Raw genomic sequence first — 13,363 nt, 5'->3', positions numbered from 1 at the left:
GCCGGCTTAGAACAAATGGATCTCTTCGGTGCGCAAAGCGCGGTACTCGCCCGGTTTTAGCGCGTTATCGAGCAGCAGCGGACCCATGGATTCGCGGTGCAGGCGCAGGACTTTGTTGTTGAAAAAGCCAAACATGCGCTTCACCTGATGGTAGCGACCTTCAACGATGCTGAGCCGCGCCGAGCGTGGGCCGAGCAGCTCCAGTTGCGCCGGTTGCGTGGTCAGATCCTCGAACGCGAAGTAAATCCCCTCGGCAAAGGTGCTCGCATATTGCGCGCCAATCTCCTGCTCGGTCTCGACGTAATAGACCTTCGGCAATTTGGTCTGCGGCTGGGTCAGGCGGCGCGACCACGCGCCGTCGTTGGTGATCAGCATCAGGCCGGTGGTGTTGAAGTCCAGGCGTCCGGCGATGTGCAGGTCGTCCTTGTCCGGTTCATCGATCAGGTCGAGCACAGTCGGATGCTGCGGATCACGGGTGGCGCTGACGCAACCCGGTGGTTTGTGCAGCATGAAGTAGCGTGCCGGTTTGCCGCTTTGCAGGACTTCGTCATCGACTTCGACGCGACTGAAATCCAGCACCTCGCTGTGCGGATCGCTGACGATTTTTCCGTCAATCCGCACGCGCTTTTCCACCAGCAACAGGCGAACCTGCTGACGGTTGTAGCGGGGCAGGTTGCTGAGAAAACGGTCGACGCGCATGTTCAGAGTTCGGTGAATGAAGGGCCGCGCATCTTACGGGATCGGCCGCTTGGCCGCTTGCAGTTGCGCCTCGACCTGCGCGCAACGCGGGCACAGGCAGGATTGGTTGCGCAGCGCTGGCGGCAGCGCTTCAAGCACGGCCGGGTCGATGCTCACGCCATAGCACCAGCATTCGCGGTCAGCGGTGCGCGGGTCGGCCAGGCTGCAGTCGTTACGGGCGCCGCAGGCCGGGCAAAGGTCGGGTTTAACTTCAGAATCAGGCATAAGTCGAGTGAGGCATTTCCACGCAGGTGCGATTGCGGCCGGTTTGTTTGGCTCGGTACATCGCATGATCGGCCCGCGACAGCAGGCTGTGCAAGGTGTCATCGCGTTGCAGGGCGGTGGCGCCGATGCTCACGGTCAGATGGAGTCGGTGGCCGTCGTAGGCATATTCGTGTTGTTCGACGTGTTGGCGGATCTTCTCGGCAATTTTCTGACCGGTGTCGCCGTCGGTGTCCTTCAGCAAAACGATGAATTCCTCACCGCCCCAGCGACAGACAATGTCGGCATGGCGCAGGCAGCTTTGCAGATCGCGAGCGAAACCGATCAACACCTGATCACCGGCCATGTGCCCGTAAGTGTCGTTCAACACTTTGAAGTGATCGAGGTCGAGCAGCAACGCGGTCAGCGGTTTGGTCTCGCGCTGCGCTTCGTGCAGGGCCTGTGCGGCGAGTATGTCGAAACCACGGCGGTTGGGCAGTTCGGTGAGGCTGTCGAGGGTGGCCTGAGCCTGGATTTTGCTTTGATAGCGTTTGATCACACGGTTGAGCAGCGCCAGGACAATCAGCGTCACCAGCAGGCAGATCAGCAGATTCAGATACAGCGACTGGCGGATTTCGCTCAGCGCGCCGTCTTCGCGTTTATCAACAAACAGGTACCAATTCAGCTCCGGAATAAACCGTACGTTGAGGAAATGCCCTTGCCCATGAGCGGAATATTCGTAGCTGCCGCTGTGCGGTTTGGGCAACTGGCTGACCAGACTTTTCATGCTTTCGAGTTCGCCGAGGCTCTGGCCGATGTGCGCGCCTTCCGGGCCACCGTCGGCGCCGGTCAACACCAGTCGGCCAAAGGTATCGACGAAATACACGCTGCGTTGATAGCGCTGTTGATACTTGTCGATCAGTTTGATCACCGCATCTACGGTCAGACCGACGCCCGCCGCACCGATGAAGCGGTTGTGGTAGTCGTAAACCTTGTAGTTGATGAAGAACGTCAGGTTGTCCTTGTTGGCCAGATCCGGGTCGACGTTGATTTCGTATGGATCCTTCATGTCACGCACGCGGAAGTACCAGGCATCGCGCGGTTCGTCGATCTTGACCTGCTTGAGCACGCCTTTGGCGTGGTAGTAGGTGTGCGTGCTGTTGGAGACGAAGAACGCGGTGTAGGCGCCGTAATGGGTCATGACTTCGTCGAGGTAACGGGTCATCTGCTCGGGATTCTGCTCGCCGTTCACCACCCAATCGCGCATGAAGGTGTCGCGGGACATCATCGAGGAGATCAGGATCGGCCGGACCAGGTCTTTCTGGATTTCCGAGTACACCGTGTCGGAGGTCAGCGGCAGCTCGGTGTTGACGATGTTGTCGCGGATCGACGCGCGGGAGGCGTAGTAGCTGAGCAACGACGTGGCGAGGAACCCGGCGCCGAGCAGGGCGATCAGCGTCAGAACCAGTGAACGTTGCGAGTACAGGGGAGAACGAAGCGGCATGGCAGTTCCGTTGGCAGTGGCCCGATGGCAAGCATTCTAATGGCACCACGGGGAAATAACTGCTCCATGTGCGGCGCGAATGGTCGTTCCTGGCGCAAAGCCAATCTTGTAGGAGTGAGCCTGCGCGCGATTGCAGTGTGACATTCAGTGAAGATGTGGCTGATACACCGTCATCGCGAGCAGGCCCACTCCTACAAGGTTTTGCGATGGCGCGGACACCGCTGATCTGAAGCCATCGCGAACCGGGCACTGGATCGATCCGCCCCAGTCAAACGTGTGTCGGCTGCTCTGTTCCGTTGCGGCCGTGGGTCTTTCAGGAGGCCGCCATGCGTGTTCAGAAGATGTTGCTCGGCGCGGTTCTGGTTTTCGGTTTGTCCGGTTGTTATTACTACGCCGGCCCTTACGATGCTTACCCCGCCACCTACTACTATCCCGGCTATTACTCGCCCAATTACTACGGTGGTTATTACGGCCCGCGTTACTACAGCGGCCCCCGCTATTACTACGGTGGCTACGGTTATCGCGGCGGTTACGGACGGGGTTATCACGGCGGCGGATATCACAGTGGGCACCACTAATCAGCGGCTGAATGACGGTGTTTTTGCGGATGAACAAGGTTTCATAGATCACTTGTTTCAACTTGTTGCAGGAACGCACCAGATGCCGAAAACGCTGTCTGATTTTTCGACAGTCACCGATTAATTGACTGTCGCCTGCCAGCGTCGCTGGTGTGGCCAACCCGCGGTCCAGGAGGCCGCCATGTATAGACGAATTCTTCTGCTTGCTGCGTTGATGTTTTCCGTTGCCGGTTGCGTCCCGTACTCCTACGCGGACTCGTATTACAGCTCAGAGGTCTACACATCACCTGCACCGGCCTACTACAACACGGGTGGCACGTATTACAACGGTGGCAGCAGGTATTACGCGCAGCCACGCTATTACCAACCAGCTCCGCGGTATTACCAGCAACCGCGCTATTACCAATCGGCGCCGCGTTACTATCAACCGGCCCCGCGTCACTACGAAAGCCGTCGCTGGCACGGCAATGATCGCGGCCGCTGGGATGGCCACCGTCGTGGCGGTTGGGATAACGATCACCGCGGTCGTGGCAACTATGACCGACACAGTGGACGCGGTGACCACAATGGACGTGGCAACCGCTGGTAATCACCTGCCAACAGAAAGCGGCGCATAACGCGCCGCTTTTTTTGTGCCCGGATTTCAATACTGCGTCAAATCCGCCAACGGATGCCGCCCCTCCCAGACCTTGTGAAAGTGCGCCTCAACCACCGCTTCCGGCACATGGTTGATATCCGGCCAATGCCAGTGCGGCTTCTGATCCTTGTCGATCAATCGCGCGCGAACCCCTTCGCTGAACTCCGGGTGCCGGCAGCAATTGAGGCTCAGGGTGTATTCCATCTGAAAGACTTCGGCCAGCGACATGTGCCGGGCACGGATGATCTGTTCCCAGACCAGGTGCGCAGTCAGCGGCGAGCCTTCGCTCATGGTTTTCGCCGCGCGGGCGATCAGCGGGTCGCTGCTGTCGCGTTGCAGGCTGATGGCTTTCCACGCACAGGTGACGTCACTGACATCCAGCAACTCATCAATCTGCTGGCGACGCGGCAGCCACTGCGCTTCGGGCATTTGCGCCACGGCTTCCTGCTGCAAAGCCTTGAGCAGGCTGTTGAGCTGCATGTCCGTCTGTTCCTGCCAATTGAGCTGCAGCAGGCCTTCGATCAATTGCGGCTGTTGTTCGTCGAGCAGGAAGCGGTCGGCCAGATCCAGATCGATCGCATCCCGACCATTCATGTGCGCACCGGTGAGGCCGAGGAATAATCCGAGCTTGCCCGGCAGCCGTGCGAGAAACCAACTGGCGCCGACGTCGGGATACAGACCAATGGTGATTTCCGGCATCGCCAAACGACTGCTCGGCGTAACAATCCGCGTACTGGCGCCTTGCAACAGGCCCATGCCGCCGCCGAGCACATAACCGTGACCCCAGCAGATCAGCGGTTTCGGATAGGTGTGCAGGCTGTAATCCAGGCGATATTCCGCGCTGAAAAACTGCGCGGCCAGCGGTGGTACTTCGCCGGGGTGAGCGCGACAGGCTTCCACCAGGCTGCGCACCTCGCCGCCAGCGCAGAACGCTTTGGCGCCATTACCGCGCAGCAGCACGCAGACGATTTGCGGATCCTTGGCCCAGGCGTTCAACTTGTCGCTGAGGGCGTTGATCATCGGCAAAGACAGCGCGTTCAGTGATTGTTCAGCATCGAGGCTGGCGATACCGATGCGGGCGCCGTCGGTGCCGGTGAGTTCTTCGAAGTGCAGATTCATCGTGACCTCGATCGGGAATTTGAACGATCAGTATGATCGCTGTGGGGGAAAGTGCCGGATCTGCGTCAGATCAATTGACAAGCGTGGCCGGCTTTCCTAGGGTTCGCCCCATTGTTTTTGCCGGGTATGACCATGACTGCTGACGACCGTATCAAACTCGAACCGAGCTGGAAGGAGGCACTGCGTGCTGAGTTCGACCAGCCTTACATGGCAGAGTTGCGCCAGTTTCTGCAGCAGGAGCGGGCGGCCGGCAAGGAAATCTATCCGCCGGGGCCGATGATTTTCAACGCACTGAATTCGACGCCGCTGGATAAGGTGAAAGTGGTGATCCTCGGCCAGGACCCGTATCACGGCCCGGGTCAGGCCCACGGTTTGTGCTTCTCGGTGCAGCCGGGTGTGCCGGCGCCGCCGTCGCTGGTCAACATCTATAAAGAGTTGAAGCGCGATCTGAACATCGACATTCCCAATCACGGCTACCTGCAGAGCTGGGCCGATCAGGGCGTGTTGATGATCAACACCACCATGACCGTCGAGCGCGCCAACGCCAATGCGCACAAGGACAAGGGCTGGCAGTTCTTTACTGACCGGATCATTGAACTGGTCAGCGAGCGCCAGCCGCATCTGGTGTTCATGCTCTGGGGCGCGCATGCGCAGAGCAAACAGAAGCTGATCGACGCGACCAAACATCTGGTGCTGACGTCGGTGCATCCGTCGCCGTTGTCGGCATATCGCGGGTTTTTGGGTTGCGGACACTTTGGCCGCACTAACAAGTTTCTTGAGCAGAATGGCGAGACGCCGATCGAGTGGCGTTTGCCGCCGATTTGAAAAGCATCGCGAGCAGGCTCACTCCTACAGTTGGAATGCGTTCCCCTGTAGGAGTGAGCCTGCTCGCGATGGGGGCAATGCGGTCTTACTCGGGACTACGATTCCAGTACTTGAACAACGGCTCCGCCAGAAACAGCACAAACAGCAGCCGCATCACCTGCATCGCTGTCACCAGCGGCACCGACAGTTGCAGGGTCTCCGCCGTCAGACTCATCTCGGCAATTCCGCCGGGCATCATGCCCAGCGTCAGCGAGCGCAGATCCAGATGGGTCAGCGCACTCAACCCCAACGCCGCCAGCGTGGCGATCAACATGGTCAACGCCGTGCCAATCAACGTCCGCCCCATGAAGGAAGGCGCGCGGCGGAAGAACTGCCGGTTGAAGTGACAGCCCAAGCCGCTGCCAATCAGCCACTGGCCAATCTGACTGCCACCATTGGGTAAACCGATGTGCAAATCCCAGCCAATGCTCACCGCCGCGCTCACCAGCAACGGCCCGAACAGCCACGGATTGGGTTGGCGCAAACGCTGCCAGAGCCACGCGAGCAAACCGCCCGCCGGAAACAGAATTGCCAGCCAGCGCCAATCGACGCTGCCTGCGTGAGAAATCGGGTTGCCATCGCCGAGCAGATACTTGAACGCCGCCGGCACGCACAACACCACGACCAGCACTCGCAAACTCTGCCCCGCCGCAACGTGGCTGAGCATCGCGCCATTGCGCGCACCGAGGTTGACCATCTCGCCGGAACCGCCGGGCATGCTCGAGAAAAACGCCGTGGCGCGATCCTCGCCGGTACGACGCATTAACCACACGCCGACCACCGCCGACACACTGGTGACCAGCGCACCGAAGAAGATCAAACCGAAATGACTGAGCACCTGCTCCATCACCAGCGGGGTGAAGTGCAGGCCAATGCCGATGCCGACAATCCACTGGCCGCACTTGCGGCCGCCAGGGATTTCGGTGAGTTGCCATGGGGTCAGGCAGCGCACGAGGATGATCGCCAGCAATGAGCCGACCATCCACGGCAGAGGCCAGCCGATCTGGCTGGCGAGGTAACCGCCGAGCAGACCGACCAGCGGGGTTCCCCACCAGGATTTCAGTGAGGCGCGATCAAACATCGGCAATGGCGCGACGCGCGACCGAACGTTTGCGCCAGATGCGAATCAGCGGGAAGGCCAGCATCAGCGCGGTCAGCATCCATACACCGAAGGTGATCGGGCTCGACCAGAGGATTTCCAGCGCACCGTTGGAAATCGACAGCGCACGACGCAGGTTCTGCTCCATCAGACCGCCGAGGATGAAGCCCAGCAATACCGGCGACAACGGGAAGTCGAGCTTGCGCAGGATGTAACCGAAGATGCCGATACCGACCATCAGGAACAGGTCGAAGGTGGTCGCGTGTACCGCGTAAACGCCGATCCCGGTGATGATCGCGATCACTGGCACCAGCGCCCAGTTCGGCACGGCGAGGATGCGGGTGAAGATGCGGATCATCGGGATGTTGAGGATCACCAGCATGATGTTGGCGATGAACAACGAGGCGATCAGGCCCCAGACGATGTCCGGTTGTTGCTGGAACAGCAGTGGGCCCGGGGTGATGTTGTACAGCGACAGCGCGCCGATCATCACCGCCGTGGTGCCCGAACCTGGAACGCCCAGCGTCAGCATTGGCACCAACGCACCACAGGCCGAAGCACCGATGGCCGTTTCCGGAGCGGCGAGGCCACGGGCATCACCCTGACCGAATTTGCCGCTGGCACCGGCGATGCGTTTTTCGGTCATGTAAGCCACGGCGCTGGCCAGCGTCGCGCCGGCACCCGGCAGCACGCCCATGATGAACCCGAGCAAGCCGCAACGAATGTTCACCACGAACACCGACGAGGCTTCCTTGAAATTGAACATCATCCGCCCGGTGGCTTTCACCGCTTCCTGGCCGCGATGGGTTTTCTCCAGCAGCAGCAGGATCTCGCTGATCGAGAACAGGCCCAGCACCAGCACGACGAATTGGATGCCGTCGGTGAGGTGGATGTTGTCGCCGGTGAAGCGGTACACACCGCTGTTGGCATCGATGCCGACGCTCGACAGGAACAGACCGATCAACGCAGCGATGAAGGTTTTCAACGGTCGATCCCCGGCCATGCCGCCGAGGCAGACAATCGCAAACACCATCAGCACGAAGTATTCCGCCGGCCCGAAAGCAATCGCCCATTTCGCCAGCAGCGGGGCGAACAGCACCATGCCGCAGGTGGCGATAAACGCGCCGATGAAAGAACTCCACGCCGACAGCGACAGCGCCACACCGGCCAAGCCTTTACGGGCCATCGGGTAACCGTCGAGGGTGGTCATCACGGTCGATGCTTCGCCCGGAATGTTCAGCAGGATCGAGCTGATCCGACCGCCGTATTCGCAGCCCAGATACACCGCCGCGAGCAGAATCAACGCCGATTCCGGCGGCAGGCCGAGAGCGAATGCGATCGGGATCAACAACGCCACGCCATTGATCGGGCCGAGGCCCGGGAGCAGGCCGACGACGGTGCCGATCAGCGTGCCGGTCAGGGCCGTGACCAGGTTGTACGGGCTCAGCGCGACGCCGAAGCCTTGACCCAAATAACCGAGGGTATCCATATCAGTTCTCCAGCACGTCGAGCAGGCCAAGGGGCAGCGGGACTTCCATCACGCGGTCGAACAGCAGGTACAGACCGATGGCCATCAGCGTGGTCACCACGATGCTCGGCATCCAGCGACCGCCATACAGGCGCGCCATCGGTATGCCGATGAGGATGCTGCTGAGGATGAAACCCAGCGGTTCGAAGAGGCCGGCGAACACCAGCAGCAGTGCGACGCAAATGGCGATCTTGGTCAGGGTTTCGCGATCCAGTGGCGGCTCGTCTTCACTGTGTTTGATCGGCGCCGGGCGGAACACCATGTACAGCAGCCCCGCGCCCATCAGGCCGAGCATCAGCAGAGGGAAGGCGCGCGGGCCCACCGGTTCGTAGGAAAAAGCCGCTTGGTACGGCCACGCCATCAGTGCCAGACCGGCGCAAACCAGCAACAGCACGGAGGCGAAAATGCGTTGAATAAGCATGGGAGCTCCTGTGCCGCGTCCCCGCAAACGGGAACGCAGCCGCTAGACAGAGACGATCACTGGATCAGGCCGAACTCTTTGGCCAGCACTTTGTAGTCCGCGACCTGCTTCTTCACGTAGGTGTCGAGTTCCGGGCCGGTCATGGCGAACGGGAACAGTTCACGCTGATCGCGCAGCTTGGCGAACTCATCGGAGGCCAGCAGTTTGTCGAACGAGTCTTTCCACCAGGCGTAGTCTTCATCGCTGACTTTTGGCCCGAGGTAGAAACCGCGAACCACCGGCCAGACGATGTCGTAGCCTTGCTCGCGAGCGGTCGGAATGTCTTTCATTTCCGGCTCGTCGAGACGCTTGTCGGCGAACACCGCGAGCAGACGCATGTCACCGCTCTGGATGTGCGGCATGGAGTCGGAGATGTCGGTACTGCCGACCTGGATGTGGCCACCGAGCAGGGCGGTGGCGATTTCGCCGCCGCCTTCGAGGGCGACGTAACGCAGGTCACGCGGGTTGATCCCGGCAGCCTTGGCGATCAGTGCGGTTTGCATCCAGTCCTGGCTGCCGACGGTGCCGCCGGAACCGATCACCACCGAGCTTGGATCTTTCTTCAGCGCTTGAACGAGATCGTCGAGGGTCTTGTAGGGCGAATCGCTTTTCACCGCGATGGCGCCGTAGCTGGTGCCGACCGCCGCCAGCCAGCGCACGTTGGTTTCATCGAAGCGACCGAACTTGCCTTGGGCCAGGTTCAGCAACGAACCGCTCGACCATGCGACCAGCGTGCCGGCATCGGCCGGACGCTGCGCGACCACGGCGTTGTAGGCCACTGCACCGACACCGCCGGGCATGTAGGTGACGCGCATCGGTTTGCTCAGCAGCTTCTGGTTGACCAGTGCGCTTTGCACCAGTTTGCAGGTCAGGTCGAAACCACCGCCGGGGGAGGCCGGGGCGATACATTCCGGACGTTTCGGTTCAGCCATCAGTTGGCCGGCAAACAGGATGCAACTGGCGGCCAGTGCAACTTTACGCAGTGACAGGTTCATTCGATTCTCCACGGGCATTGTTGTTATTCGACGTGTTTTTCACTTACGGGCATTTACCAAAGGGCAACGCTGTAGCTCACCAGCAAACGCACTTCATCTGCATCGCGAGCCGAGTAGTTGGAGCGGTAAGTGGCATTACGCAAACGCACGGCGACATCCTTCAAGGCGCCGCTTTGTACTACATATTTGATCTCGGTGTTGCGTTCCCACTCTTTGCCTTCTTCGCCGTTCTTGAGCTTGATGTTGTCACCGCTCAAGTAGCGGCTCATGAAGCTCAGGCCAGGAATGCCGAGCTTGGCGAAGTCGAAGTCGTAGCGCGCCTGCCAGGAGCGCTCTTCAGCGCCGGCGAAATCGTTGATCTGCACGAAGTTGACCAGGTACGGGTCGCTGCCATCGACGTACGGGAAGGCGCTGTCGCCAGACATGTGTTGATAACCGGCGCTGAACTTGTGGCCGCTCAGCGCGTAGCTGACCAGACCGTTGAGCGAGCGGTTGTCGATCTCGCCGCCACGGGCCGCGCCCTGGTCATCGCTGACGGCAAAACGCAGGTCAGTGGCAAACGTGCCCGGGCCCATCGGCCGCGAGGCGACCAGGCCGAAGAAGTGCTGGTTGTAGACTTCGTCGAGTTGGGCGAAGTGGTAACTGCCGGTGATCTTGTCGGTGAACTTGTAGTCCACTCCGCCAAAATCAAAGTGCTTGCCGGCAGCAGTGCCGGCAAAACGGCTGTTCTTGTTGTTGAGGGCGATGTCCTCGAAATCGGTGCTGTCGCGATCCTTGGCTTTTTCCAGACGGCCGCCGGTGAAGGTCAGGTTCCTGATCTCTTTGGAGGTCAGCAAACCGCCTTCAAAGGTCTGCGGCAGGATGCGCCCGTCATTGGGTTTGAGGATCGGCAGTTCGGGAATCAGGCTGCCGATTTTAAGTTCGGTGGCAGATATTTTCACTTTGCCGGTCAGGCCGACTTTGGAGTACTCATCCGCCGCGCGCCCGTCGTCGTGGGTTGGCAGCAGGCCGGTGCCGGTGCGGTCCGGACTCGAATCAAGCTTGACGCCGAGCATGCCCAACGCATCGACACCGAACCCCACGGTGCCGTCGGTGTAACCCGATTGCAGATTGAGCATGAAACCCTGGGCCCATTCGTCACGCTTGGATTGCTGCGCGCTGGTGCCATCGCGAAAGTCGCGGTTGAAATACATGTTGCGGGTTTCGAAGGTGGCGCTGCTGTCTTCAATGAAGTCGGCAAAACTCAGCGGTGAAAAACCGGCAAGGGCGGCGGCACTGGCGAGGGCGGTGTGGCTGAAACGGGAAGGGCGGACAGGCGTGGAAGCCTGAGGCTGCATGGACAGCATGCGGGTGTACTCCGTTTATTGTTCTTATTGGTCGAAAACGCTTCGTGGCGTTTTTCGTAGCGCTGTGTGGCAGCAGCGACGGCAGTCGGGACTGTCCGTGGGCCGACTCTAACCGGCTAACCTTTCACTAACCTTTCAGCTGACTTTCACGGTTTTCGGGCTTCACAGCGGCGGTTGCGGCTGTAAACTCCGCGGCAAAGCGTGGCGTCGGCCATCCCTGAACGAGGTAAAAATCCATGCGTGTTCTGCTCGTCGAAGACCATCTGCAACTGGCCGAAAGCGTCGCCCAGGCGCTCAAGAGCACCGGTCTGACCGTGGATGTGTTGCACGATGGCGTAGCCGCCGACCTGGCCTTGAGCAGCGAGGAATACGCCGTGGCGATTCTCGATGTCGGCCTGCCGCGCATGGACGGTTTTGAAGTGCTGGCGCGGTTGCGCGCTCGAGGAAAAAATCTGCCGGTGCTGATGCTCACCGCGCGCAGTGATGTGAAGGATCGCGTCCATGGTCTCAATCTCGGTGCCGATGATTACCTCGCCAAACCATTCGAACTGACGGAACTGGAAGCGCGGGTCAAAGCCCTGTTGCGTCGCAGCGTGCTCGGCGGCGAGCGTCAGCAGCGCTGTGGCGTACTCGCCTATGACCTCGATACCCGACGCTTCACCCTCGGCGAAGAATTACTGACGTTGACCTCACGCGAGCAAGCGGTGCTGGAAGCGCTGATCGCCCGGCCAGGACGGGTGATGAGCAAGGAACAATTGGCCGCGCAGGTGTTTGGCCTCGACGAAGAGGCCAGTCCCGACGCCATCGAAATCTACGTGCATCGCTTGCGCAAGAAACTCGACGGTCAACCAGTGGCGATCGTGACCTTCCGCGGCCTCGGTTACCTGCTGGAAAGCCGCGATGCATAAGCCCAGCAGCCTGCGCTGGCGCTTGCTGTGGAACCTCGCGTTATTGCTGGTGGTGTTGATGCTCGCCAGTGGTTTGAGTGCTTACTGGAATGGTCGCGAAGCCGCCGACACGGCATACGACCGCACTTTGCTGGCCTCGGCGCGGACCATCGCTGCGGGTCTGTCGCAACGTGACGGCACATTGAGTGCCGATGTGCCTTACGTCGCACTCGACACCTTCGCTTACGACAGCGCCGGGCGGATTTACTATCAGGTCAATGACATCCATCAGAAGCTGATTTCCGGCTACGAAAACCTGCCCGGCCCGCCGCCGGGGACGCCGCGCACGGACAGTTATCCCGCGTTGGCGCGCTTCTACAACGCCACCTACAAAGGGCAAAACGTGCGTGTGGTCAGCCTGCTCAAGGCGGTGACCGAACCGAACATGAACGGCATGGCGGAAATCCGTGTCGCCGAAACCGATGAAGCTCGGGTAAGCATGGCGCGCAGTCTGGCGGCCGATACCTTGCTGCGATTGGGTATGTTGGCGATCGGTGCGTTGCTGTTGGTGTGGTTCGCGGTCAGTGCGGCTTTGCGCCCGTTGGAGCGCTTGCGTACAGCGGTGGAAGAGCGTCAGCCCGACGACTTGCGGCCGCTGCCATTGGTTGAAGTGCAGCATGAGCTGTGGCCGTTGGTCCGTGGACTCAATCATTTCACCGAGCGCTTGCGCGGGCAGTTCGAACGGCAGGCGCAGTTCATTGCCGATGCGGCCCATGAGTTGCGTACGCCTTTGGCAGCGCTGAAGGCGCGGCTTGAGTTGGGCCTGCGCTCCAACGATGCCGAAGTCTGGCGCTCGACGCTGGAGTCTTCGGCACAAAGCACTGATCGCCTGACCCATCTGGCCAATCAGTTGCTGTCGCTGGCGCGGGTCGAAAACGGCGCCCGGGCGATCGCCGAGGGTGGCGCGCAGTTGCTCGATCTGAGTCAGTTGGCCCGAGAATTGGGCATGGCCATGGCGCCGTTGGCGCACAAGCGCGGGGTGGCGCTGGCGCTGGAGGCGGACGAACCCGTCTGGCTGCGCGGTGAGCCGACGTTGCTGAACGAGTTGCTGAGCAATCTGGTGGACAACGCGCTGGCGCACACGCCACCGGGCGGCAATGTGATTTTACGCGTGACGGCGCCGGCGGTGCTTGAGGTCGAAGATGACGGGCCGGGGATTCCGCTGGAAGAGCGCGATCGGGTGTTCGAACGGTTCTACCGGCGTAATCAGCAGGTCGCGGGTTCGGGGCTGGGATTGGCGATTGTCGGTGAGATTTGCCGGGCGCATCTGGCGCAGATCAGTCTGCATGATGGCGAGCAGGCGGGGTTGAAGGTGCGGGTCAGTTTTATTGCCGGGTGACTTGCAGT

Annotated in this window: 14 protein-coding genes; 5 read left to right on the top strand and 9 right to left on the bottom strand. The window is 60.6% G+C overall.

The window, feature by feature from the left end:
• Positions 1 to 6: 6 nt before the first annotated feature.
• From ACIPIZ_RS11845 to ACIPIZ_RS11835, 3 genes are read right to left on the bottom strand one after another with little or no spacing between them, the layout of a single operon-like run.
• Entirely contained in the window at positions 7 to 699 is a 693-nt protein-coding gene (locus ACIPIZ_RS11845; RefSeq protein ID WP_064388495.1) for a pseudouridine synthase, read from the bottom strand.
• Positions 700 to 732: 33 nt separating this feature from the next.
• Complete coding sequence (locus ACIPIZ_RS11840) at positions 733 to 963, bottom strand: cysteine-rich CWC family protein (protein WP_401165428.1); 231 nt, start codon at positions 961 to 963, stop codon at positions 733 to 735.
• Positions 956 to 2,443 (bottom strand): diguanylate cyclase, encoded by a 1,488-nt coding sequence (locus tag ACIPIZ_RS11835; RefSeq protein ID WP_401165426.1) that lies wholly within the window; start codon positions 2,441 to 2,443, stop codon positions 956 to 958. The genes ACIPIZ_RS11840 and ACIPIZ_RS11835 overlap by 8 nt, the downstream gene beginning before the upstream one ends.
• A gap of 326 nt (positions 2,444 to 2,769) precedes the next feature.
• On the opposite strand from ACIPIZ_RS11835, the gene ACIPIZ_RS11830 reads away from it, so the two are divergent.
• Both ACIPIZ_RS11830 and ACIPIZ_RS11825 read left to right on the top strand, forming a co-directional pair.
• Positions 2,770 to 3,021, top strand: coding sequence for a hypothetical protein (locus tag ACIPIZ_RS11830; RefSeq protein ID WP_064388492.1), 252 nt, complete (start codon positions 2,770 to 2,772; stop codon positions 3,019 to 3,021).
• A gap of 181 nt (positions 3,022 to 3,202) precedes the next feature.
• Positions 3,203 to 3,610, top strand: a complete 408-nt coding sequence (locus ACIPIZ_RS11825) for a hypothetical protein (RefSeq protein ID WP_064388490.1) — start codon at positions 3,203 to 3,205, stop codon at positions 3,608 to 3,610.
• 54 nt (positions 3,611 to 3,664) lie between these two features.
• Here ACIPIZ_RS11825 and ACIPIZ_RS11820 read toward each other — a convergent pair whose 3' ends face one another.
• Positions 3,665 to 4,777 (bottom strand): enoyl-CoA hydratase/isomerase family protein, encoded by a 1,113-nt coding sequence (locus ACIPIZ_RS11820; RefSeq protein ID WP_150647038.1) that lies wholly within the window; start codon positions 4,775 to 4,777, stop codon positions 3,665 to 3,667.
• Positions 4,778 to 4,909: 132 nt separating this feature from the next.
• Here ACIPIZ_RS11820 and ung point away from each other — a divergent pair, with 132 nt between their 5' ends.
• Complete coding sequence (ung, locus tag ACIPIZ_RS11815) at positions 4,910 to 5,602, top strand: uracil-DNA glycosylase (protein ID WP_064119805.1); 693 nt, start codon at positions 4,910 to 4,912, stop codon at positions 5,600 to 5,602.
• Between the two features lie 85 nt (positions 5,603 to 5,687).
• On the opposite strand, the gene ACIPIZ_RS11810 is transcribed toward ung, so the two are convergent.
• The 5 genes from ACIPIZ_RS11810 to ACIPIZ_RS11790 are packed head-to-tail and all read right to left on the bottom strand — an operon-like array spanning position 5,688 to position 11,069.
• The gene (locus tag ACIPIZ_RS11810; protein WP_401165423.1) at positions 5,688 to 6,722 is read right to left on the bottom strand and encodes an AbrB family transcriptional regulator; all 1,035 of its coding nucleotides are present in this window, start codon (positions 6,720 to 6,722) and stop codon (positions 5,688 to 5,690) included.
• Positions 6,715 to 8,229 (bottom strand): tripartite tricarboxylate transporter permease, encoded by a 1,515-nt coding sequence (locus ACIPIZ_RS11805; protein WP_105708443.1) that lies wholly within the window; start codon positions 8,227 to 8,229, stop codon positions 6,715 to 6,717. The genes ACIPIZ_RS11810 and ACIPIZ_RS11805 overlap by 8 nt, the downstream gene beginning before the upstream one ends.
• A gap of 1 nt (position 8,230) precedes the next feature.
• On the bottom strand, positions 8,231 to 8,689 hold the full coding sequence (locus ACIPIZ_RS11800) for a tripartite tricarboxylate transporter TctB family protein (RefSeq protein ID WP_122853640.1): 459 nt from the start codon (positions 8,687 to 8,689) through the stop codon (positions 8,231 to 8,233).
• A 56-nt stretch (positions 8,690 to 8,745) separates the two neighbouring features.
• Positions 8,746 to 9,723, bottom strand: coding sequence for a tripartite tricarboxylate transporter substrate binding protein (locus tag ACIPIZ_RS11795; protein ID WP_034153137.1), 978 nt, complete (start codon positions 9,721 to 9,723; stop codon positions 8,746 to 8,748).
• 53 nt (positions 9,724 to 9,776) lie between these two features.
• Positions 9,777 to 11,069 carry an OprD family porin gene (locus tag ACIPIZ_RS11790; protein WP_401165420.1) on the bottom strand — a complete coding sequence of 431 codons (1,293 nt, stop codon included), beginning with the start codon at positions 11,067 to 11,069 and terminating at the stop codon, positions 9,777 to 9,779.
• Positions 11,070 to 11,305: 236 nt separating this feature from the next.
• Here ACIPIZ_RS11790 and ACIPIZ_RS11785 point away from each other — a divergent pair, with 236 nt between their 5' ends.
• Positions 11,306 to 11,977, top strand: coding sequence for a response regulator (locus ACIPIZ_RS11785; RefSeq protein WP_007898613.1), 672 nt, complete (start codon positions 11,306 to 11,308; stop codon positions 11,975 to 11,977).
• Entirely contained in the window at positions 11,970 to 13,355 is a 1,386-nt protein-coding gene (locus tag ACIPIZ_RS11780) for a sensor histidine kinase (protein ID WP_064388479.1), read from the top strand. The genes ACIPIZ_RS11785 and ACIPIZ_RS11780 overlap by 8 nt, the downstream gene beginning before the upstream one ends.
• Positions 13,356 to 13,363: the final 8 nt, after the last annotated feature.

Origin of the sequence: Pseudomonas sp. NPDC087690 (assembly GCF_044743175.1) — a bacterium.
Taxonomy (GTDB): domain Bacteria; phylum Pseudomonadota; class Gammaproteobacteria; order Pseudomonadales; family Pseudomonadaceae; genus Aquipseudomonas.
The sequence above is the reverse complement of the archived record's forward strand: the minus strand, read 5'-3'. Positions and strand labels throughout refer to the sequence as shown.

Excerpts from the sequence above, each read along its gene's own strand:
- ACIPIZ_RS11845 (WP_064388495.1), bottom strand. The coding sequence starts at position 699 with ATGCGCGTCGACCGTTTTCTCAGCAACCTGCCCCGCTACAACCGTCAG.
- ACIPIZ_RS11840 (WP_401165428.1), bottom strand. The coding sequence starts at position 963 with ATGCCTGATTCTGAAGTTAAACCCGACCTTTGCCCGGCCTGCGGCGCC.
- ACIPIZ_RS11835 (WP_401165426.1), bottom strand. The coding sequence starts at position 2,443 with ATGCCGCTTCGTTCTCCCCTGTACTCGCAACGTTCACTGGTTCTGACG.
- ACIPIZ_RS11830 (WP_064388492.1), top strand. The coding sequence starts at position 2,770 with ATGCGTGTTCAGAAGATGTTGCTCGGCGCGGTTCTGGTTTTCGGTTTG.
- ACIPIZ_RS11825 (WP_064388490.1), top strand. The coding sequence starts at position 3,203 with ATGTATAGACGAATTCTTCTGCTTGCTGCGTTGATGTTTTCCGTTGCC.
- ACIPIZ_RS11820 (WP_150647038.1), bottom strand. The coding sequence starts at position 4,777 with ATGAATCTGCACTTCGAAGAACTCACCGGCACCGACGGCGCCCGCATC.
- ung (WP_064119805.1), top strand. The coding sequence starts at position 4,910 with ATGACTGCTGACGACCGTATCAAACTCGAACCGAGCTGGAAGGAGGCA.
- ACIPIZ_RS11810 (WP_401165423.1), bottom strand. The coding sequence starts at position 6,722 with ATGTTTGATCGCGCCTCACTGAAATCCTGGTGGGGAACCCCGCTGGTC.
- ACIPIZ_RS11805 (WP_105708443.1), bottom strand. The coding sequence starts at position 8,229 with ATGGATACCCTCGGTTATTTGGGTCAAGGCTTCGGCGTCGCGCTGAGC.
- ACIPIZ_RS11800 (WP_122853640.1), bottom strand. The coding sequence starts at position 8,689 with ATGCTTATTCAACGCATTTTCGCCTCCGTGCTGTTGCTGGTTTGCGCC.
- ACIPIZ_RS11795 (WP_034153137.1), bottom strand. The coding sequence starts at position 9,723 with ATGAACCTGTCACTGCGTAAAGTTGCACTGGCCGCCAGTTGCATCCTG.
- ACIPIZ_RS11790 (WP_401165420.1), bottom strand. The coding sequence starts at position 11,069 with ATGCTGTCCATGCAGCCTCAGGCTTCCACGCCTGTCCGCCCTTCCCGT.
- ACIPIZ_RS11785 (WP_007898613.1), top strand. The coding sequence starts at position 11,306 with ATGCGTGTTCTGCTCGTCGAAGACCATCTGCAACTGGCCGAAAGCGTC.
- ACIPIZ_RS11780 (WP_064388479.1), top strand. The coding sequence starts at position 11,970 with ATGCATAAGCCCAGCAGCCTGCGCTGGCGCTTGCTGTGGAACCTCGCG.